Here is a 21,602-nt window from a genome sequence, read left to right as displayed (position 1 = left end):
AACGTCAGGCTCTTTTTAAGGTTGTTTTGTTTTACCTTTTTGATTCATATGTTCTTTACATGTGATTGTTATAACTGAAAGCAAGGCGATGAAGAGAAAAAAGTAACCGAGCGGCGTACAGAAAAAGGCGGGTTCTTTTAAAAGTCCATCGCTAGATAATGTTGATCCAACTAAAATAGAGATCATAAATAATAAAAGACTAATCAAGCCAAGAAATAAGCTAATACGATATTTTTTCAACTTCAGTTCCTCCTTTAATGAACTATCACTAAGATAAATCAAAAAGGTTAACTTTTTTTTAGGCAACTGTTAAAACTTAGATAAGAAATCTATTTTCTAAGTTTGTCGTTGTTGGTAATTGGTTAAGATCATACGTGAAAAGGGACCGACAATCAGCAATTGATAAGGAAGGGCAACAATAAAGTTCAGGCCCCAAGCTTGGAAATACGCACTTAGTGACAACGTCTGGCCTTCCATTAATAAGCCAAATAAAGACATACAAGTCACCATGCCGATAATCATGAGACTCGAAATGGTCAGAATAAGTAATAGCCGTTTTTCTTTATTAAAGGGTAAAGAAAAAGCGATTTTCTTAGCTAAGACACCAACGATGAAAACGTCTAAAATAAAAGCAACGATAAATCCAGGAAGCAAACCTTTTGATAAGGCGTACAATGAAAATTCTCCATGCAATAATAAATTATAGGTGCTCATTCCGAAAACCATCAGAAAACACATTAACGTAGTAAAAAGCATTCCTTCTTTTTTATTAGTAGGCATTTTTTCTCCTTTCATTTATTGAGAGTAATGATTGTTCTAGGCAGAAAAGGACAAATTCTCTCGACTTTTACTAGTGTAGCAAAAATAAAAGTTCTTCATAAGTTAGAATTTGCTAAATTTTCTATGTAAATTTAAAATTATAAAATAGTTGAATTTTGTAATTTTGAATGTTAAATTTAAGTGAAAGATATTCTAAATTACAAAAAAACGTTTTTTTGTAATTTAGAATAAGAAAAGAGGGGTATAATGACATATAAATTACTAAAAGTAGATTTTTATAAAAATAGAGATTCTTTTGAAAAGAAGTATCAAGAACGTTTAAATTTTGACTCTACTTTACAAACTAAGTTATTTATCCACCCTTTTGACAAAGAAGAACGGAAAACAAAAGAAACCTATGAGTTATTCTACGTTCCTTTACTTCAACACAGCGTATTACAAGAAAAAATTATGAAAAATTCTCAAGAAATAATGAGATATATACATAAATTACCAAAAATTGTACAAAAAAATATCTTTTTTTATCAATTGATTGAAGAGATACAAAGTACGAATGAAATTGAAGGGGTTAAAAGTTCAAGAAAAGATATTAGCAAAGTTTTACACAAATTAAATGCTAATTCAACTGAAAGATTTCAGGGCATTGTAAACATGTATAAAGGTATTGTGACTGATAAAATGCTAAAAATCGAAACGTTAGGTCAATTTAGAGAAATCTATGATGAACTCTTTAAAGCTGATATCCAAGAAGAAGACTATCCAGATGGTTTATTATTTAGGAAATCTGTTGTGTACATCAGTGATAAAGACAAAGTTGTTCATCAGGGGAGTTCCAACGAAGAAAGTATTATAGCTGATCTAGAAAAACTTATCCTTTTTATGAATCAATCAGCACTACCAAGCTTACTTAAATGTTGTATCAGTCATTACTATTTTGAGTATATTCATCCCTTCTATGATGGGAATGGACGAATGGGCCGTTTTTTGATGTCTAACTATCTCTCTAGAAAATTGGATCCACTGACAGGATTGACTGTTTCCAATGCCGTAATCCACAATAAGAAAAAATATGAAAAAGCTTTTTCCGAAGTCACAAATCCAAGAAATAGAGGAGAAGTAACTCTTTTTGTTCAGACGATGTATGAATTTATCTTATTAGGACAAACGGAAATTTTAGAAGAGCTGAGAACATGGACTAGTCAGTTGAAAAGAGCTACGCAATGGTTAAAACATTCAGAGTTACCTGAAGATGAATGTAGTGTTCTGTTTTTATTAATTCAAGCACATATGTTTAGAAACGGCACCGAAAGTGTGTCGATTAAAGAGATTCAAGAAAATCAAAACTGGTCCTACGGAAAAGTTAAGCGAATAACGGAAACATTAGAAAAACAAGCGTATATTCAAGTTCAAGGGAAGAAACCGAAAACGTATCGAATCACTCAACAATTTGAAGAAACAATTGGATAAAAAATCCTGAATCTCTCGATTTTGAGAGTTTCAGGATTTTTTAGTGGTCAACTTTTAATGATTTGTAACGTCCTCTCCAAACCATTTTTGAGAAATTTTACTAAGGGTGCCATCTTTTCGTAACGTCTCAAAGGCAGTATTGATTTTTTGGACTAATTGATTGTCTGATTTGCGGACGCCCACAGCAAAATCCTCATTGTCATAGCCTACATGAGAAATAGTATAGTTTTTTAAATTATCTTCGTGGGAAAGATAGTAGTTGGCGTAGACGCGATCAATTAGGAGCCCATCAATTCGGCCAGATTTTAAATCTAAGAAAGCTTCATTAAACCCGTCATATAAAATAGGTGTTTGGTCTTTAACAAATTTTTTCAAAACGTCAGGCTGACTTTCGAAGCCATCATAGCCAGAAGAGCCATTTTGAACCCCTAAAATTTTGCCTTGCATGTCGCTCGCTGTTGCAATGTTTTTTTCTTTTAAAGAAACAAGTACTTGGTCGTTCGTCATGTAGGGTTGTGTGAATTGAACTTTTTCAGCCCGCTCGCTCGTTTTAGTGTAGCCGTTCCAAATAAGATCAATGGTTTGATTTTGTAATTCTGTTTCTTTCATAGACCAATCAATCGGTTGGAAGTCAACGGAAATGCCATAAAGTTTAAAAACCGCTTTGGCTAAGTCGACATCAAAGCCGACAATTTTGCCTGATTTATCTTGAAAACCCATGGGCACAAAGGAGTCATCTAAGCCAATAATAATCCGTTTTTCTTCGTTAATCCGTGTCCATTGATCTTCGTTGCTTTTTCTTTTACCACAACCTGCAAATAGGAGTAAACTACAACAGATAACCAGCAAGGCTAAAGAATATTTCTTTTTCATCATAAACTCCTTTCTATTGGACGGGGGCAACCGTCAAAAGATTGTCTGCAATTTTTTCAGCGAAAGCCATATCGTGGGTCACGACAATCTGTGTCATGCCTTGTTTCCGCAAATCTAAAATAACTTCTTCCACTTGTTGGCGTAAAGCTGGATCTAGCGCGCTCGTTGGTTCATCGTACCCAAGAACTTTTGGCTTCATTGCTAGGGCACGAGCAAGTGCAACTCGTTGTTTTTGTCCACCGGAAAGTTGGTACGGATAGAGTTTTTCTTTACCAGCCAAGCCCAATTTTTCCAGTAATTCTAAAGCTTCTTGCTGACTTTTTGCTTTTTCTTCTTTTAGTACTAATGTAGGTGCTAAGGTAATGTTTTCTAAAACTGATAAGTGAGGGAAAAGTTGGAAATCCTGGAAAACGACCCCAACCACTTGATCGGCATTGTCCATTTCAGCAGGATTGAAAGGAACACCATCCAACAAAAGCTCACCAGAATCAATGGTTTCTAAACCAGCCAAACAACGAAGTAAAGTGGTTTTTCCGCCGCCTGAAGGACCAACAATCGTTAAAATTTTACCCTCTGGAATTTCTAAATTTAAGTGATCAATGATGGTCCGGTTATCAAAATGTTTGGTTAAATTTTTAATAGTTAACATGGTAGAGTCCTCCTATTTATAATATTGATAGAATTTTTCAATTTTCTTAGAAGCAACAGTCAAAATTGCCGTAAAGAGTAAATAAATCACTCCCACTAAAGCTAATGGCACTAATGTAACATCGCGGCTCATCGCAATTTTACCAGCACGTAAAAGATCGCCTAAGCCAAGAACATAAATAAGAGAAGTATCCTTGACCAAATTGATAATTTCATTTCCTACGGAAGGCAGCACGATTTTAACAACTTGTGGCAAAATAATCCGGGTGACTGTTTGAAAACGTGTTAAACGTAAAACCTTAGCAGCTTCATATTGACCTTGGGGAATTGTTTGAATCCCCCCGCGGAAAATTTCAGCAAAGTACGCAGCATAATTTAAAATAAATGCGAATAAGGCCGCATCGTAACGTTCAAAGACAATACCAATTAATGGTAAGCCGTAAAAAACAAAAATTAATTGTAACAATAGCGGAGTGCCGCGCATTAACCAAATGTAGAGGTTAATTAAGTAACGTAAAGGTTTAAACGAACTTTGTAAAATAAAGGCAATGATAATCCCCAGTGGAATCGAGCCAAGGAGCGTAAAGAAAAAGACTTTCAGTGTCATGCCAGCTCCGCTAACTAAAGCAGGTAAAATTTCTAAAATATAATCCATCATTTTTTCCTCCAACAATTTTTATTAAAAAACAAAAAAGCCTCTTGGCTGTGAGCCAAGAGGACGAATCGCATTCGTGGTGCCACCTCAATTTACTTATCTTTCACAAGATAAGCCTTATGTAGTTGCGTTGACAACTACTCTCTGTTAACGATAGAGTCACCGGTTTTTCTTACTAAAGGATTCAGAAAAACATCTTTTAGGTGTGAGTAAAGAAGAATCCATCTTTTTCTTTCAGCCAATGAAAAAGTCTCTGTAAAGGAAGAGCTAAATTACTATGTCCTAAGCTTTGATTGTAAGTATGAAATTGTTCGAACGGAACAGAAAACCTGTTGCTTTTCTAGCGTATCCCATTGAGCATATAGAAAAGGGGACAACAGACAGGAGCGGTTGAGGCATTCTCTCAGTTTGAAAAGCGCATCTAAAAAACAAAAAAGTCCTTTGGCTGACTAGCCAAAGGACGAATAATCAATTATCGTGGTTCCACCTTAGTTTATTCGTGTTTCGCAACACGAACCTTATGAAGTTCATAACTTCGCCTGTTAACGAGTGGTCCCGGACTTTCCTACTAAGGGTTCAAAAAGTCAACTCCCAGATGTGGTTCGCTGTTTCTTTACGTCTTTTTCCACCAACCAAAGACTCTCTTCACTAAAGGAAACAGTTACTCTTCTGTTCTCTGTTTTTCAATACTGTACCACCAGAAAAAATATCTGTCAACTCTTATTCTTAAAAAAATATTTTTCTTTCAAAAAGTAAGTGCTGAAAAAGGACAAATGTATGGAAAATCATGTAAAATGTAGGTAAGTTGTTTGAACAGAAGGAGGAGTTTTGGTATGAAACAGAAAAAGTGGTTAATCGGACTTGTTGCACTGGGCTTGGTTTTAGCAGCATGTGGAAGTGGCAGTTCGAAAACGACCTCGAATGAACCAGCTACACAGAAAATTAACGTCGCATCTGGTGGTGAACTCTCGACATTAGACAGCGCTCATTATACAGATGTCTATAGTTCCGATATGATTGGTCAAGTAGTTGAAGGCTTGTATCGACAAGATAAAAACGGAGATCCTGAGCTAGCTATGGCGAAAGCAGAGCCACAAGTTAGTGAAGACGGGTTAGTCTATACATTCAAGTTACGAGAAGCAAAATGGACAAACGGGGATCCAGTTAAAGCAGGGGATTTTGTAGTTGCGTTTAGAAACGTGGTCGATCCAGCGTATGGTTCAAGTAGCAGTAATCAAATGGATATTTTTAAAAATGGGCGTGCGGTGCGGGAAGGACAAGCCACGATGGAAGAATTTGGTGTCAAAGCAATCGATGACCAGACACTAGAACTAACATTGGAAAATCCAATTCCTTATTTAGCCCAAGTCTTAGTTGGAACACCTTTTATGCCTAAAAATGAAGCCTTTGCCAAAGAAAAAGGTACTGCCTATGGGACTTCTGCAGATAATTTTGTTGGCAATGGGCCGTTTGTAATTTCAGGCTGGGATGGCAATTCCGAAACTTGGAAATTGAAGAAGAATGATCATTATTGGGATAAAGAACACGTAAAATTGAATGAAATTGATGTTCAAGTAGTGAAAGAAATTGGCACAGGAGCCAATCTTTTTGATAATGGCGATTTAGATTACACTGTTTTAGCAGATACTTATGCACTTCAGTATAAAGAGTCAAAACAAGCGCATTTTGTTCCTAAAGCCATGGTGGGTTATTTAAGCCCAAATCATCGCCGTGAAATTACCGGCAACGAACATGTTCGAAAAGCTTTTTTACAAGCGATTGACAAAGAAACTTTTGCAAAAGAAATTTTAGGAGATGGCTCGACAGCTTTAAATGGATTTGTACCAGCTAATTTTGCAAAAAATCCAGATACAGGTGAAGATTTCCGCAAAGAAAATGGTGATTTATTGCCATATAATATTAAAGAAGCCCAATCTAACTGGACCAAAGCGAAAGAAGAGTTGGGCAAAGATAAAATTGAATTGGAACTAATCTCAGCGGACTCAGCGATTGCCAAGAAAACCATTGAATTTGTTCAAGGGCAATTGCAACAAAATTTACCAGGTTTAACAATCAAATTAAAATCATTGCCTTTGCAAAATCGTTTGGATTTACAAACAGCAGGTAATTACGATTTAGCCTTTGGAACATGGACACCTGACTATGCTGATCCCATTAATTTTTTAGAATTTTATGACTCAAAAAGTGGCTTAAATACTTCTGGTTATAACGATTCAGCGTATGATGCGGGTCTCCAAAAAGTTAGAAAAGATTACGCCAATGAACCTGAAAAACGCTGGAATGAATTACTAAGTTTAGAAAAAACATTAATTGAAAAAGATGCCGGTGTTTTACCATTATTCCAAGGAGCCATTGGTTACTTGAAATCAGATCGATTACAGGGCTTGCAAGTATTTTCTTTTGGTCGCACAGTATCCTATCGTTTAGCTTATGTAGAAGAATAAATTGACTTCTGAAAAGTCCTATCTTTTGAAAAAGTCTGCTTTCTGTTTTATCCTTAAAGTAGGAAAATTAACTAAAAAAATCAACTATGAAAGGTAGGTTTTTCAAATGTTTAGCTTTCTATGGGCATTAATTGTCGGAGGAATTATTGGCGCAATTGCTGGCGCAATTTTAGGAAAAGACGTGCCAGGTGGTATTATTGGAAATATTATCGTGGGCTTTTTAGGAAGTTGGGTAGCATCACTCTTGTTGCCTTCTTTAGGACCAGTCATCGGCGGCTTTCCAATTATCTCAGCGTTGCTAGGAGCGATTATCTGTATCGCAATTTACTCTTTTATTGTAAACCGTAAGGCGTAAAATTGTATCAAAATGATATCTTGAAAAGCATCATAAAACTTGTGAAGGTTAATCAGACCATTACTTTTGATGTCTTTTCTCTCATATTTTAAGTCTATGACAAAAATCTCTTTGGATTTTTGTCATAGACTCTTTTTTTTTAAAATATTTATTATGAGAATTTCCTGCGTTAGACTGCTTATTTTTCATTTATTATTCATTTTTGATAAAGGAAGTTTTGTTGGATAAAGTGAATAGCTCAAGGTTCAACAAAAATAAAGAAAAAATTAATATGTTAAGTTTAGGGAAGGTGAAAGGCTGCTCTCATAATATGCCGTTTTATTCATTAAACGATAGTTGAAAAAAATAAGTGCCCTTGTTATTCTTTGAATTAAACTAATGGAGGCGAAAAGCATGGAATCGTTAAAAAGTAATCTTTTTTTGACCAGAGAAGCATATTTGGAAGCTTTTGAAACAATCATGACAACTTTAAAAACGGCTATTTTAACATCAGAAAAACCTGGCGTGAATTTTGGGTCCAGTGGTGCTGTCTATGATCAGCAACATGCTGAAATGGAAGCGCTCATTCGACCATTATGGGGAATTGGACCGTATTGGGTTGCTTGTAAAGATGATGTTTTAAGAGATGCTTATGTGGAAAAATTAATCGCAGGAACTGATCCGTCATCCCCAGATTATTGGGGCGATATTGTTGATTATGATCAATATATTGTGGAAGCAGCAGCATTATCTTTAACTTTATTGCTTCATAAGACATATTTTTGGTCCTGTTTTTCTGAGAAACAGCAAGAAAATATCATGGTTTGGTTAAATAAGGCACTTGGTTGTAAAATTCCTAAAAATAATTGGACGTTTTTCAAAGTGCTCATTCGTTTGGCACTCGAGGGATGTGGACAAGTGATTAACCAAGCGGAACTAGAGGAAGAATTGGCGTTGATTGAACGCATGTATTTAGGTGATGGTTGGTATATGGATGGTAAAACTACGCAAAGAGATTATTATATTTCGTTTGCTTTTCATTATTATAGTTTGATTTATGTCAAATTTATGCGAGAAAGAGATCCTGTTCGTGCGAAACGTTTTACAGAACGAGCCGTTATGTTCGCGCAGGACTATCTGTACTATTTTGATGAGGAGGGCGAAGCGTTACCTTACGGACGTAGTCAAACGTATCGGTTTGCTCAAGGAGCGTTTTTCGCAGCTTTGATATTTGCAGAAGTAGAGGCGTTACCTTGGGGACAAATAAAAACGCTGTTAGCAAAACATTTACACTGTTGGATGCAACAGACTATTTTCACTTATGATGGTCGGTTGTCCATTGGCTATCATTACGAAAATTTAGTAATGGCAGAAGGTTATAACGCACCAGGCTCTCCGTATTGGGCTTTTAAAACATTTTTGTTGCTCGCAGTGGATCAAGACCATCCGTTTTGGCGTGCTGAACCGCTGGCGATAAAACGAGAAGAAAAGCGTTTGATAGAAAAGGGAAACATGTTATTAATCCATCCTAAAATGAAAACGCATGTCCTCAGCTATCCTGCAGGACTATGGCTTGAAAATCAAGCGCATGCTGCGGCTAAATATAGTAAATTTGTCTATTCTAGCCGCTTTGGTTTTAGCGTTCCCAAAGCTGGTGCGCGTTATGAGGAGGGGGCTTTTGATAACGTATTGGCTGTTTCTCGTGATGGTGAATATTTTCGTGTTAAAGGGAAAGTTCATGATTTTTATTTAACAGAGGAGCAAGTTTATTATAAATGGCTACCTTTTCAAGAAGTAGAAATTGAAACAACCATTTATCCTTTTGGAGAATGGCATGTTAGAGTACATGAAATAGTGACATCGGTTCCATTAAAAGTGCGCGAAGGAGGATTCAGTCTACCGTTACTTGGAAAATTTTCAGAAAAAGAACTTGGTAAAGAGTGGGCTAGAGTCGATTCAGGAGAATTGTGTTCGCAAATAGTTGCAATTGAAGGATATGACCACGCAGGTATTCTTCAACCTGAACCCAATACATCGTTGTTTTTCCCAAGAACAAGTTTACCTTATTTGCAAAAAGAGCTACCAATAGGAACGCATCGCCTGATTTGTTTGGTAGGCGGTGTGACAAGGGAGGAATAAAAAATGATAAAAATCGAATTGAAAAATAAAGACAATCAGATTATTACTGGCCGAATCGATCACGAGAAGCCAGAAGCGCCATTCATGGCGGAGGGAGATACGTTAGCGGTACTAGCAATTAAACAGTACCTTTATCAAGTTGGCGATAAAATTGTAGTGACTTATACAGGGGCTACCCCTTATTTGATGGTTCAATTAGATGAAACTTTGGCTCCTTCATTGATTTATCTGAAAGAAAAAGTTTGGGAATATCAAATTCCATTAGAAGAATCTGCTCGAAAAGCTTTTGTTGATACGGCCTTTCATTCAGCAAGGCACCAAATAATGGTTCGACAAGCGCACACGTTTGAAAAAGACAATTATCAAAATCTTTCTATGAATACACATGACCAAAAAGAATATTCAGGAGCCTATCCTCATGCGTATGCAAACGTTGAAACGAGAGACGATGCTGTTTTCTTTGCGAAAAATGCTATTGATTCTAAGTTTGGTAACCTTTCTCATGGCTCGTATCCATTTGCTTCTTGGGGAATTAACCAACAAAAGGAGGCACAGTTAACGATTGACTTTGGCAGGCCTGTAGAAACGGACTGGATCCGCTTGCTATTTCGGGCGGACTACCCACATGATAGCTATTGGGAGGAAGTCACTTTAGCTTTTTCAGATGGAGAGGAACGAGTAGTTGCCACAACGAATACCGCCTGTTTTCAAGAAATAAAGTTCCCAATGAAAACAACACAAACTTTGACATTAAAATGCTTACGAAAAGCGCTGGACTCTTCTCCATTTCCAGCGTTGACCCAAATTGAAGTATTCGGTCGGAATAAATAACAAGAGGTCGGGACAGAACCGTTTAGCTCCGAGAAATAAGAAGAAATTTCCGAAAATTGATCTTTGGTTTTTGGAGAATTTCGGCTTATTTCCGAAGGAGTTGGTTCTGTTCCCGCCGTTTATCAGTTTTTGAGTGTGGAGCAAAAATCCAAAGTGATTTTTGTCCCACGCTCTTGTTTTTAAGAGAAATAATTAAGAAAGGTCGCTTTTTATTTTCTTTTACGTTATAATACAATAAGTTAATATGTTAACAAGTTAAGGAGTGGTGGAGATGTGTAGTCAAGAAAATAAACAAAGACTGATCTCTCTAGGAGAAAATGTCACAGATGAATGGATTCAAACGCAATTAAATGAATGCGTTTCAAAAATTGCTAAAAATATGCAGCGTTTCGGAACACAGTTTCCTTCAGCTTGTGCTACGAATGGTCGATATCGTCTCAAAGCTAACGATGATTGGACCAATGGCTTTTGGACAGGCATGCTTTGGCTGGCATATGAGTGGTCTCACCAAGAAAAATTTCGTTTACTGGCAATGGAAAATATTGACAGCTTTCAACAACGATTAGAGGAGCATTTTGTTTTGGACCACCATGACATTGGTTTTTTGTATAGTCTATCGGCGGGTGCTGGGTATAAAATTACCGGTGATGAGCGCTGTAAACAAGAAGTGCTAGCTGCCGCTGAAGTATTGTCAGCACGATTCCAAGAAAATGGCTCCTTCATCCAAGCGTGGGGCCATTATGGTGATCCCAAAGAATATCGATTAATTATCGACTCATTAATGAATTTACCGCTTTTATTTGAAGCAACTAAATTATCTGGAAATAGGATTTATGAGGAAATTGCCTCACGTCACTATCATACGTTAATGAAAACGGTGATTAAATCCGATGCGACAACTTATCATACCTATTATTTTGATCCAGAAACAGGCAAACCAAAACATGGAGCTACGCATCAAGGACATAGTGATACTTCCATTTGGGCACGAGGCCAAAGTTGGGCAATTTTAGGGATTCCCCTAAACGAAACATTTCTCCATTCCCAACCATTTCCAGAAATTTATCCACAAATAGTGGAGGTTTTTCTAGCTCATTTGCCAGCAGATTTAATCCCCTATTGGGATTTTGATTTTAATGACCAAATGCCATCTGACAAAGATAGCTCGGCACTGGCAATTGCGGCATGTGGTTTATTGGAAGCAGACAAACTACAGGCTTTTCCTCAAGCGAAAGAGCTTGCCAAAGGAATGATTTATCAATTAGGAAAATATTATCGTACGCAAAATGATTCCGAAAATGAAGGACTGCTACTCCATGGTGTTTACGCACATGCAGAAGGAAAAGGGATTGATGAACCCAATTTATGGGGCGATTATTTTTACATGGAAGCCTTAATGCGTTTAGCAAAACCATCATGGCAAAGATACTGGTAAAGGGGAAAAATGATGCAAACGTTTGAGATTAAAGAAGACTTTTTATTAAATGGACAACCAATAAAAATTATTAGCGGGGCGATTCATTACTTTCGAATGACACCTAGACAATGGGAAGATAGCCTCTATAATCTGAAAGCTTTAGGAGCTAATACAGTAGAAACCTACATTCCTTGGAATATTCATGAACCAGAAGAAGGCGTATACGATTTTGAAGGAATGAAAAACATTGAAGCATTTGTCCGCTTGGCAGAAAAATTGAATTTACTAGTTATTCTGCGTCCTTCGGCTTATATTTGTGCAGAATGGGAGTTTGGTGGCTTACCAGCATGGCTTTTGAAAGAAAAAGGTGTGCGATTACGTTCGACAGATCCTATTTTTATGACTAAAGTTCGTAACTATTTTCAAGTATTATTGCCTAAACTAGCACCGCTGCAGATAACACAAGGTGGACCAGTGATCATGATGCAGGTTGAAAATGAATATGGGTCCTATGGCATGGAGAAAGCGTACTTGCGACAAACCAAGCAGATAATGGAAGAACTGGGGATTGAGGTTCCTCTTTTTACATCTGATGGCGCTTGGGAAGAGGTTTTGGATGCGGGGACGTTAATTGAAGAGGATGTTTTTGTGACAGGAAATTTTGGTAGTCATTCGAAAGAAAATGCTGCCGTTTTGAAAAAATTTATGACTCGTCATGGTAAAAAATGGCCGTTGATGTGCATGGAATACTGGGATGGGTGGTTCAATCGTTGGGGCGAACCAGTGATTCAGCGAGAAGGTACCGACTTGGCGAAGGAAGTAAAAGATATGCTGACAGTGGGTTCTTTAAATCTCTATATGTTTCATGGAGGAACAAATTTCGGCTTTTATAACGGGTGTTCGGCGCGAGGTGCAAAAGATTTACCTCAAGTCACTAGCTATGATTATGATGCTTTATTAACAGAAGCAGGAGAACCAACAGAAAAATATTATGCCGTTCAAAAAGCAATTAAAGAAGTCTGTCCAGAAGTTTGGCAAGCACAACCACGCACGAAAAAACTGGGGAATTTAGGAAGCTTTCCAGTAACTGCTAGCGTATCTTTATTCGCAGTAAAAGATCAAATGATGACACCGAAGACCACCGCGTATCCATTAAGTATGGAAGAAGCTGGCTCAGACTATGGCTACTTGCTTTATTCGTTTGATTTAAAAAATTATCATCATGAAAATAAACTAAAAGTGGTTGAGGCCAGTGATCGTTTACACATTTATGTAGATGGAGATTTAGCTGCTACCCAATATCAAGAGACAGTGGGAGAAGAGCTACTGATTTCAGGGCAAACTGAAAAAGACACACTTGCGTTAGATATCTTAGTGGAAAATTTAGGTCGCGTTAATTATGGCTTTAAATTAAATAATCCGACACAAAGTAAAGGAATTCGAGGTGGAGTGATGCAAGACATTCATTTTCATCAAGGCTATCAACACTATCCCTTAACTTTTTCACAAGAGCAATTAGCCAAGATTGATTACACAGCTGGAAAAAATCCATTGCAGCCTTCGTTTTATCAAGTAACATTTGAATTAGAACAGCTAGCAGACACGTATATTGACTGTCGAGGCTACGGCAAAGGATTCGTTGTGGTCAATGGTCATCATCTAGGTCGTTATTGGGAAATAGGCCCCATTCATTCGCTGTATTGTCCCAAAGAATTTTTACAGCAAGGACAAAATGAAGTAGTAATTTTTGAAACAGAGGGAATTGAAATTGAGTACTTGAAATTTACGAATCAAGTAATCATAGACTAAAAAACTAGAAGTAGAAGCTGAAATTTATTCGGCTTCTACTTCTATTTTGGTTTTGAAATATTTCCAATGTTTATAACTAATAATATATTCAGCAACACTACCATCTGCGAGATAGGAATGTTTAACTTGTTTAACAGCGGGTTCACGAAAACTTAATTGAAGTAAATTCAATAACTCAGCATCTTCGGGAAAGACAATTTCATTTGTTTCTACAGAAGCCAACGAGAAGAGGTCTACTGAAAAATCTTTACGGACTCGTTCATACACACTTGCATAAGCTGTGAGGTCCTTTGAGAGCGGCTCTTTAACAAGCTTTTTGGGAAGATGTGTGATATGTACGAGAAAGGGTGTATCTTCAGAATAGCGTACACGCTTGATTCTATAATAAGAAGCGTTAGCTGGTAAGCCTAATTCCTTTAAAATTTCGGCTTGATTTTCTTCTTCAATTGAAAGGACTTTAACTTTTTCAGAGTCTAAAGAATGCAACTCGATATCAGAAAATTTTACATTTTGAGAAACTTTTGATTTCGAAACAAAGGTCCCTTTTCCTTGGATACGATACAAGTAACCTGCACTGGTCAGCTCATTCAGTGCTTTGACAGCTGTGATAGAGCTAACAGCATATTTTCGTTTAATATCGGCTTCAGAATAAAATTTATCACCAGGAATAAAGGTATGATTTTTTATTTCACGTAAAAGGTCTTGTTTAATTTGTTCATATTTAGGTAACATGCGATTGCCTCCATTCTAGTAATCGAATGAATTAAGCATAACATGTTAACTAGCCTTTAGCAAACACTTTGAAAAAGAGGAAAGACAATTTTTATATAAAAAATCCAAAAAAATAAATTCAATATATTAAGATATTAGGTTTACGGATAACTTAGTATGTGTTATAGTAAGTTCGTAGAGAACATAACATGTTAAGTAGGATCACCTACATCTAGGGAGGGAAATTCGTGGAAAACATTGTACTAATTAGTCATGGTAGCATGGCTGAAGGCGTCAAAGTTAGCTTAGAAATGATCGTTGGTCGGCAAGAACACGTGCATACAGTCTCATTACGACCAGATAGCGACAATCTTCAATTTGAGAAAGAGCTAAATGAAAAAATGAAAGCCCTTAACGGTACGACACTGATTATTGCTGATTTACTAGGAGGAACGCCATGTAACGTGGCAACTAAGAATTATTTGAACGTTGACGGAGTGGAAATTATTGCAGGGATGACGCTCTCTGTTGTCATTGAAGCAGTGGTTAATCAACAGGCTTCGATTAAAGAATTAGTTTGTTTAGCACAAGAAAATATTGTTGATGTAAAGGCTGGAATGAATCAAGCAGAACAAGAGATTTCAGAAGCCAGCAAAGAAAAAGAATTAAGTAACTATAGTCAATATGCTGGAAAAGAAAATATTGTAAACACACGGATCGATGAACGGTTAATTCATGGACAAGTAGCGGGAATTTGGTCGACAAGTCTTAGTACACAGCGAATAATTGTAGCCAATGATGAGGCGGCTACAGATCCTTTACAAAAATCATCTTTGAGAATGGCAGCGCCTTCTTCGATGCGTTTATCTGTTCTTGGAGTAGAGGCTGCCGCTAAAAATATTCAATCAGGAAAATATGGTAAACAGCGTTTATTTTTATTATTTAAAAATCCGAAAGATGTGCTCCGCTTTATCGAAGCGCAAGGACCTATCAAAACTGTAAATGTTGGGAATATGAGTTACAAAGAAGGAGCACGCGAAGTAACAAAAAGTATTCAAGTTTTACCAGAAGAAGAACAAATTTTTGAAACAATCGCTTCAAAAGGCGTCACTGTGACAGCCCAATTAGTTCCAAACGATCCAGTCGTTGATTTTATGAAAAAATTACGCGGCTAAAACTGTCAGACTAAGAAAGAATATTTTTAAATTTAGGAGGAAATTTCAATGCATTTAGCAGCGTATCAAATTATTTTAATTACTATTTATGCGTTTATTGCTATTAATGACTCACTTATTTCAAATACGTTGACGCAACCAGCTATTGCTGGAATGATTTCTGGAATGATTATGGGAGATTTAAAAACTGGTTTAATGGTTGGCGGCACTCTTCAATTAATGCGTTTAGGAATTGCTGCTTTTGGTGGAGCATCGGTACCTGATTATTTCACAGGGGCTGTTTTAGGAACCGCTTTCGCTGTAATCTCTGGAAAAGGAGCGGAGTATGGTATTGGTTTAGCTGTTCCTGTTTCTCTGTTGATGTTGCAACTAGATGTAGTGGCCCGTTTTTGTAATGTCTTTTTACTTCATAGTGTCGATAAAGCGATTGATAAGATGCAAGTAAAACGGATTCCACGCTTAGTTTTATCTGGTTCTGTTCTATGGGGACTGTCTCGTGCCATTCCAATTTTATTAATGTTATTAGCGGGGGATGCTGTAGTAACAACGATTACCGATAACATGCCAGAATGGCTAATGACGGGCTTAAAAACAGCTGGAGGGGTATTACCTGTTGTCGGTGTAGGGATTTTATTACGTTACTTGCCAACGAAGCAATATATCCCCTATTTACTATTAGGCTTTTTCTTAGCGGCTTATTTAAAAGTTCCAATGTTAGGTGTTTCGATAGTTGGGATGGTAGCAGCGATGCTTGTATTTAAACGTGATGGGGCAAAAAGCACGACACAAGCAACAACAGGAAATGGTGATTTTGAAGGAGGATATGACGGCGATGAGTAAGCATAAACTGACAAAAAAAGAATTAAATGCAATTAGCTGGCGTTATATTTTAGGAAGCCAATTAAACTGGAACTATGAACGTATGATGAGTTCAGGATATTTATACGGCATCTTACCTGTTTTAAAAAAATTCTATGGTCATGATGAAGCACAATTTCAAGATATGATGCGCACACACAATCAATTTTTTAACACCAATGCTATTTTTGGGAATTTAATTATGGGGATTGATGTGGCGATTGAAGAGCAAGATGGTTATAAAGCGAAAGAAACAATTATTGCGTTAAAAACAGCTCTGATGGGTTCTTTGGCAGGCGTTGGGGACTCTTTATTCCACGTTATTTGGGGGACGATTTTCGGCTCTGTTGCAGGGACACTGGCTCAAAATGGTTCGGTGGTTGGCTGTGTTATTTGGATTATTGCAAATATTGCACTATTGTTTGGTCGGGCCGCGCTCTTACCACTTGGTTATAAGCAAGGGGTCAAACTAGTGACGACCTTAAAAGACAAGTTATCTGCCTTTACGAATGCAGCAACTGTTCTTGGTGTGACTGTGATTGGTGCCTTAATTCCTTCAGTTATCAAGGCGACAGTTCCTTTTGTTTATAAAAAGAACGGGGTCGAATTAGTTATTCAAGATACGTTAGATGCAATTTTACCTTCCTTAGTTCCAATCTTACTTGTTCTTTTAACTTATTGGATGTTAGGTCAAAAGAAATTAAATTCCACACGAGTGATTTGGATTATTTTAATTTTATCGATTGTTTTGAGTGCCTTTGGTATTTTGGCGTAAAAAGTATATTAAGTGATTTTCAGAGAGTCGGAGAGTGTAGAAAGTATTTTTCTTCACTCTTTTTCTCTAATTCAGATGTAAGCGTTTTACGATAATTTTTTAGGAGGAGAAAGAATGAAAAACAGGAAAATATGGGTAATGCTGGTCGGACTGTTTACTGCTTTGACGAGTGGATTTATGGGAACCACCCTTACTTTTGCAGAAGAAAACGAAGCGAGCCAAACGATTGAGCAACCTTCTTACATTTCAGATTTCCCCAATCAAGTTGGGCATTGGCAAGATTTGGTGGGAACAGCAGAAAAAAAGAATGATTCTACTGGTTTATGGATCGCAAACACGAAGCAAGGGACAAATCTCGAATCTGTCTCTATCAATCTTGATGCACGCGAACAATCTTCAGGAGATCTTGAACTAACCTTTTTATATGAAGGACAAAGTAACTTCGGATTGGTTTTTCGCGGAGATAAACAAAAGACGAGTCAATGGCAATCTTTTGCTTATAATCGTGACGGCCGCTGGCAATTAGGACAACCAGGCGGTAAATGGCTAACTAATATTCCGGGGCCAACATTACTAAGTGGCCAACAATATAAACTGCTGGTTCGCTATGACGGAAAAAAAATTCAGACATTCCTGAATGATCAATTATTTTATGAAAATGAAGAGGTTCATTATCCTGATGGTACGTCCATTAATGATGACTGGACGGGCGCTGTAGGAATTAGACTATTTGGTAATCTATCAAAGCTGAATATCATTTCTATGAAAAGTGGCTCCGTTGGTAGCATTCCTGTTATCGATTCATCTGCAGAATACCGAGGATTAAAAGAAAAATGGCGAAATCAGCTTGTTTCCAAAGAATATGATTCAACTAACCAAGCGCTTGTAGACTACGTCCAAAAAATCTCCAATGAAGCAACAGAACTCGATCAAACGATGAATAAAGAGCCGAACCGCAGCTATTTATGGCCACTAGAGCCTGGCAATACGCCATCTGCTGATTTAACGACTCAATTTACCAAATTGCAAAAATTAGCGTTAGCCTATGGAACGAAGGGGAGTACGCTTTACCAAGATGACAAATTGGCAGCAACCATTATTGATGGCTTAGATTTTATGATAACGCAAAAAGGATATGATGGGAAAAAGTACCATGGAAATTGGTGGGACTGGCAAATTGGTGTGCCACAGAAGTTTCTTAATATTCTAATGATTTTAGAGGATAAAGTTTCTCCGGAAAAGCAACAAATCTATACAAATGCGCTGAGCAGTTATGTCCCAGATCCATTTAAACAGTTGTATACAAAACCACAAGGAACGTTTGTGGATTTAGCTTTTATCCCAAATTTTGTGACATCAGGAGCGAACCGAACGGACTTAGCTTTAACTGTTTTGGGGTTAGGAATTTTACAAAAGGATAGCGGGAAAATTAACCAAGCATCCAGTAGTATCGTCGATGTATTTAAATTAGTCACAAAAGGTGATGGTTTTTACCAAGATGGTTCTTTTATCCAGCACAATAACATTCCTTATACAGGTTCGTATGGCAATGTTTTGGTGAAAGGGGTTGGACAAATTTTGGCCATTACAGCAGATTCATCTTTTCAAATGGATGCAACTCTTGTGACAGAATTTGTTGAAAATGTTGATCGGGCCTTTCTTCCTTTGATTTATAAAGGTGAAATGCTACCAACTGTGAATGGCCGTTCCATCTCAAGAGCCCCAGCAGTTGGAAAAACAGGCTATGGCTCAACTACCATGTATAATTTATTAATTGTGGCTAAATTTGCCCCTAATAATTATCAAAAGAAATTTCAAGAAGCCGTTAAATATTGGATGAAGGAGAACCCAGATTATTATTTGACCAATGCTCGTGATTTTAATGATTTACAGATGACTATGCAACTTTTAACTAATCCAGAAATTACGGGAGGGCAACTTCCTTTTACAGGCACGAAACTTTATGCTTCGATGGATCGATTTGTCCAACGAACACCTAGTTATATGTTTGGGCTAGGCTTGTATTCAAAGCGCACTGCATCTTTTGAAGCAGGGAATAAAGAAAATAAACGTGGCTGGCACACTGGTGACGGAATGATGTACGTATATAATGATGACGAGGTTCAATTTAATTCCAGCTATTGGCCAACTGTAGATCCCTATCGACTACCAGGAACAACGGTAGATACCATTTCTTTGGCAGATGAAGTTTCAGCATTTACAACAATCACATCGAAAGAGCAATGGGTTGGTGGAGTAACGTCAGACAATCAGGCAGTAGTAGGGATGGCTCTTAATAAAGACGGGACCAAAAATAATGGGAAACTTTTACCTATGAACCTACAAGCTAAAAAATCTTGGTTTGTATTAAATGGGCAAATTATCGCATTAGGCGCAGGAATTAAAGGCGATACAGAAGCTTCGATTGAGACAGTTGTTGATAATCGTTTGTTAAATGATGTGTATCAGTATCAAGTGTTATCAAATATTGGGGAGATTCATGAGAAAAATGAAACGAGTAAAAAACAATGGTTATTACTAAAGTCGGATCATTCCAATGCTAATATGGGTTATTATTTTCCAGAAGAAACAACGGTAAATGTTAAAAGTGAAACTAGAAAAGGAACCTATAAAGCAATTAATGAAGCATTTCCAAGTGATAAAGAATATGTAGGTGATTATCGAACATTTACGATTCAACATGGTCAACACCCAACGAACGAGCATTATGCTTATGTAGTTTTACCAGGAATCGATGAAACTGATTTAAAAACATATGCTGCCAAAAAAACAGTAGAAGTTCTCTCAAATACAGAAGAGATTCAAGCAGTTAAGCAAGAAGAAGAAGGCTATCTTGGGGTTAACATTTGGTCAGAAACTGGCGGTACAATAGCAGGGATTACCTCAAATAAAGCTATTTCTTTAATGAGAAAGACACAACAACACCAAAAAACGTATAATTTCTCTGATCCCACACAAACAACTAAGACACTGACTTTAAAAATACCAAAAGATTACAGCACAGTAATTAGTCAAAGTGACGGAATCACTTATGATGATGCAACAGAAACCTTTACTATTAATTTTGAAAATGCTGCAGGAAGTAGTAAACAAATTATTGTAGAATAACTAAAAGAAATCAAAGTAGCCTCAAATTACAGTTTAATCGGAATTTGAGGCTACTTTGTTGAAATTATTTAAGATTCTAACATTTCTGCAGGTAATAAAATCGTTTCACGATGGCCATCATCAAAAGCAAAAATTCGCGACGGATATGCCGTAGAATAACTAAATGGTAAGTCGATGGCCATTTCTACTGAACTATTTTCTTGAGAAAAATGGACAGTCACTTTGCCATTATTGTTCAACAAATCAAAGTGAAGTAAGTCGTTTAAAGGGATAACCCCTTTTAGATTTAAGTCAATAATCAACCAAATACTATCAATTAAGCCACTAGGTAAGCTAGAAACAACACCTAATGAAGCATAGCGGCTACGGTCACTATCAAAACGTTCAAACATATGGATGACCTCCTTTTTGTTTACTTACTTTTAGTATACTGCAAATTTTAAAAAAAGAAATTGTTTCGTTTGAAAATATTGCGTAGATTAGCAAAAATTTAATATTCCTCTGTAGCTTCCTAGCTTTGCAGGTGTCATCATTTATATAAAGAAATCAAGACATGCAGTAAAAAGAAAATGGGACGTACGTTGTTTCAACGTACGTCCCATTTCTAAAACTTAAGAGAATCAGCTGAACAAAAGTGTTTTCTTTATTCGGCTAATTCTGGTTCAGTCGTTTCAGCAGCTGTTCCTTCTTCTTCTTCAGGAGCAGTTTGTGCTTCAACAATAGCAACTAGTTGTTCTTCTGGATCAGTTAAAATTTCATAGTCTTTGTGTTCAGGTAAATCAGCGATTGTAAGAGCATCACCAATTTCTAAGTTTGTAATATCTACTTCAATTGATTCTGGCAATTTATCTGGTGTGGCTGCCACTAAAACAGTGTACAAGTTTTGAGCTAAGGTACCCCCAGCTTTCACACCTGCAGATTCACCAATTAATTGAACTTCTGCTTCGACTTCTGTTGTTTCTTTCATATTTACAGATAAGAATTCAACATGAAGCATTTGACCAGTAAAGGTATCTAATTGTGCTTTCGACATTAATGTGTTGATGTTTTTGCCATCAACTGTCATTTTAATAACGGTGTTAGCACCATGTTCGCGTAAAATTTTTGATAAGTCTTTTTCTTCAAAATAGATTGGTGTACTTTCAATTTGGTAACCGTAAACAATGGCAGGTACTTTCCCTTCGTGACGTAGCTGATTTCTTAGTGAACGTGGACGGATAGCTCTTTCTTTAACTTCTAATTGTACTGACATAACCTAATTCCTCCTTGAAATAATGAGTGATTTGGTTAAACTCAGAAACAAAACATAATGGAAAAAAGAAACTCTTTTTTCAGTTGTTCTTGTCTAGAAAAATGCTAACAATAATCAAAAAATCCCCACAAATATTGCCAGGCAACACTCATGGGAATGGTTCATTGTTATCGTTGTTCTCTCCCAGGTCATTACGCTGTTTTTGAGAAACCTTTATTTACTTTACTTATTAACCGTAACACTTATATTTTTATACGTCAAGGAATTACCTTTTTCTACTTTTC

General features: G+C 36.9%; 19 protein-coding genes and 2 other annotated features. Of the genes, 11 read left to right on the top strand and 8 right to left on the bottom strand.

The window, feature by feature from the left end:
* Positions 1-15: 15 nt before the first annotated feature.
* Both AB3I72_RS07315 and AB3I72_RS07310 read right to left on the bottom strand, forming a co-directional pair.
* Positions 16-240 (bottom strand): DUF3955 domain-containing protein, encoded by a 225-nt coding sequence (locus AB3I72_RS07315; protein WP_002383054.1) that lies wholly within the window; start codon positions 238-240, stop codon positions 16-18.
* Between the two features lie 96 nt (positions 241-336).
* Positions 337-780, bottom strand: a complete 444-nt coding sequence (locus AB3I72_RS07310; RefSeq protein WP_002355676.1) for a hypothetical protein — start codon at positions 778-780, stop codon at positions 337-339.
* Between the two features lie 246 nt (positions 781-1,026).
* On the opposite strand from AB3I72_RS07310, the gene AB3I72_RS07305 reads away from it, so the two are divergent.
* Entirely contained in the window at positions 1,027-2,247 is a 1,221-nt protein-coding gene (locus AB3I72_RS07305) for a Fic family protein (protein ID WP_143345885.1), read from the top strand.
* Positions 2,248-2,301: 54 nt separating this feature from the next.
* On the opposite strand, the gene AB3I72_RS07300 is transcribed toward AB3I72_RS07305, so the two are convergent.
* The 3 genes from AB3I72_RS07300 to AB3I72_RS07290 are packed head-to-tail and all read right to left on the bottom strand — an operon-like array spanning position 2,302 to position 4,426.
* Positions 2,302-3,123: an amino acid ABC transporter substrate-binding protein gene (locus AB3I72_RS07300; RefSeq protein WP_002368082.1), complete on the bottom strand. Its 822-nt coding sequence runs from the start codon at positions 3,121-3,123 to the stop codon at positions 2,302-2,304.
* 10 nt (positions 3,124-3,133) lie between these two features.
* Complete coding sequence (locus tag AB3I72_RS07295) at positions 3,134-3,769, bottom strand: amino acid ABC transporter ATP-binding protein (protein ID WP_002355681.1); 636 nt, start codon at positions 3,767-3,769, stop codon at positions 3,134-3,136.
* A 12-nt stretch (positions 3,770-3,781) separates the two neighbouring features.
* Positions 3,782-4,426: an amino acid ABC transporter permease gene (locus AB3I72_RS07290; RefSeq protein WP_176944592.1), complete on the bottom strand. Its 645-nt coding sequence runs from the start codon at positions 4,424-4,426 to the stop codon at positions 3,782-3,784.
* Between the two features lie 53 nt (positions 4,427-4,479).
* Positions 4,480-4,722 (bottom strand) — a binding site (T-box leader).
* A 154-nt stretch (positions 4,723-4,876) separates the two neighbouring features.
* Positions 4,877-5,109 (bottom strand) — a binding site (T-box leader).
* 147 nt (positions 5,110-5,256) lie between these two features.
* On the opposite strand from AB3I72_RS07290, the gene AB3I72_RS07285 reads away from it, so the two are divergent.
* From AB3I72_RS07285 to AB3I72_RS07260, 6 genes are all read left to right on the top strand, one after another.
* Complete coding sequence (locus tag AB3I72_RS07285; protein WP_368023767.1) at positions 5,257-6,888, top strand: peptide ABC transporter substrate-binding protein; 1,632 nt, start codon at positions 5,257-5,259, stop codon at positions 6,886-6,888.
* A 106-nt stretch (positions 6,889-6,994) separates the two neighbouring features.
* Positions 6,995-7,243: a GlsB/YeaQ/YmgE family stress response membrane protein gene (locus AB3I72_RS07280; protein ID WP_002355684.1), complete on the top strand. Its 249-nt coding sequence runs from the start codon at positions 6,995-6,997 to the stop codon at positions 7,241-7,243.
* A gap of 378 nt (positions 7,244-7,621) precedes the next feature.
* Positions 7,622-9,361, top strand: coding sequence for a DUF2264 domain-containing protein (locus tag AB3I72_RS07275; protein ID WP_368023765.1), 1,740 nt, complete (start codon positions 7,622-7,624; stop codon positions 9,359-9,361).
* A 3-nt stretch (positions 9,362-9,364) separates the two neighbouring features.
* Positions 9,365-10,192: a hypothetical protein gene (locus AB3I72_RS07270; RefSeq protein ID WP_002391333.1), complete on the top strand. Its 828-nt coding sequence runs from the start codon at positions 9,365-9,367 to the stop codon at positions 10,190-10,192.
* A 271-nt stretch (positions 10,193-10,463) separates the two neighbouring features.
* Positions 10,464-11,627, top strand: a complete 1,164-nt coding sequence (locus AB3I72_RS07265; RefSeq protein WP_368023763.1) for a glycoside hydrolase family 88 protein — start codon at positions 10,464-10,466, stop codon at positions 11,625-11,627.
* A 12-nt stretch (positions 11,628-11,639) separates the two neighbouring features.
* Positions 11,640-13,418 carry a beta-galactosidase family protein gene (locus AB3I72_RS07260; RefSeq protein WP_368023761.1) on the top strand — a complete coding sequence of 593 codons (1,779 nt, stop codon included), beginning with the start codon at positions 11,640-11,642 and terminating at the stop codon, positions 13,416-13,418.
* A gap of 24 nt (positions 13,419-13,442) precedes the next feature.
* Here AB3I72_RS07260 and AB3I72_RS07255 read toward each other — a convergent pair whose 3' ends face one another.
* Positions 13,443-14,150, bottom strand: a complete 708-nt coding sequence (locus tag AB3I72_RS07255) for a GntR family transcriptional regulator (RefSeq protein ID WP_002366233.1) — start codon at positions 14,148-14,150, stop codon at positions 13,443-13,445.
* Between the two features lie 260 nt (positions 14,151-14,410).
* Between AB3I72_RS07255 and AB3I72_RS07250 the strand changes: the two genes are divergently transcribed.
* From AB3I72_RS07250 to AB3I72_RS07235, 4 genes are all read left to right on the top strand, one after another.
* Positions 14,411-15,304: a PTS mannose/fructose/sorbose transporter subunit IIAB gene (locus AB3I72_RS07250; RefSeq protein WP_002383065.1), complete on the top strand. Its 894-nt coding sequence runs from the start codon at positions 14,411-14,413 to the stop codon at positions 15,302-15,304.
* A 48-nt stretch (positions 15,305-15,352) separates the two neighbouring features.
* Entirely contained in the window at positions 15,353-16,144 is a 792-nt protein-coding gene (locus AB3I72_RS07245) for a PTS sugar transporter subunit IIC (protein ID WP_002358771.1), read from the top strand.
* Positions 16,137-16,937, top strand: a complete 801-nt coding sequence (locus AB3I72_RS07240) for a PTS system mannose/fructose/sorbose family transporter subunit IID (protein WP_002383066.1) — start codon at positions 16,137-16,139, stop codon at positions 16,935-16,937. The genes AB3I72_RS07245 and AB3I72_RS07240 overlap by 8 nt, the downstream gene beginning before the upstream one ends.
* Before the next feature lie 114 nt (positions 16,938-17,051).
* Entirely contained in the window at positions 17,052-20,066 is a 3,015-nt protein-coding gene (locus AB3I72_RS07235; RefSeq protein WP_368023760.1) for a polysaccharide lyase 8 family protein, read from the top strand.
* Positions 20,067-20,134: 68 nt separating this feature from the next.
* On the opposite strand, the gene AB3I72_RS07230 is transcribed toward AB3I72_RS07235, so the two are convergent.
* Positions 20,135-20,458 (bottom strand): DUF960 domain-containing protein, encoded by a 324-nt coding sequence (locus AB3I72_RS07230; protein ID WP_002355697.1) that lies wholly within the window; start codon positions 20,456-20,458, stop codon positions 20,135-20,137.
* Between the two features lie 251 nt (positions 20,459-20,709).
* Positions 20,710-21,318: a 50S ribosomal protein L25/general stress protein Ctc gene (locus AB3I72_RS07225; RefSeq protein ID WP_002358773.1), complete on the bottom strand. Its 609-nt coding sequence runs from the start codon at positions 21,316-21,318 to the stop codon at positions 20,710-20,712.
* Between the last annotated feature and the right edge of the window lie 284 nt (positions 21,319-21,602).

Source organism: Enterococcus sp. GC34 (assembly GCF_040886645.1).
In the GTDB taxonomy this organism is placed as follows: domain Bacteria; phylum Bacillota; class Bacilli; order Lactobacillales; family Enterococcaceae; genus Enterococcus; species Enterococcus faecalis.
The sequence above is the reverse complement of the archived record's forward strand: the minus strand, read 5'-3'. Positions and strand labels throughout refer to the sequence as shown.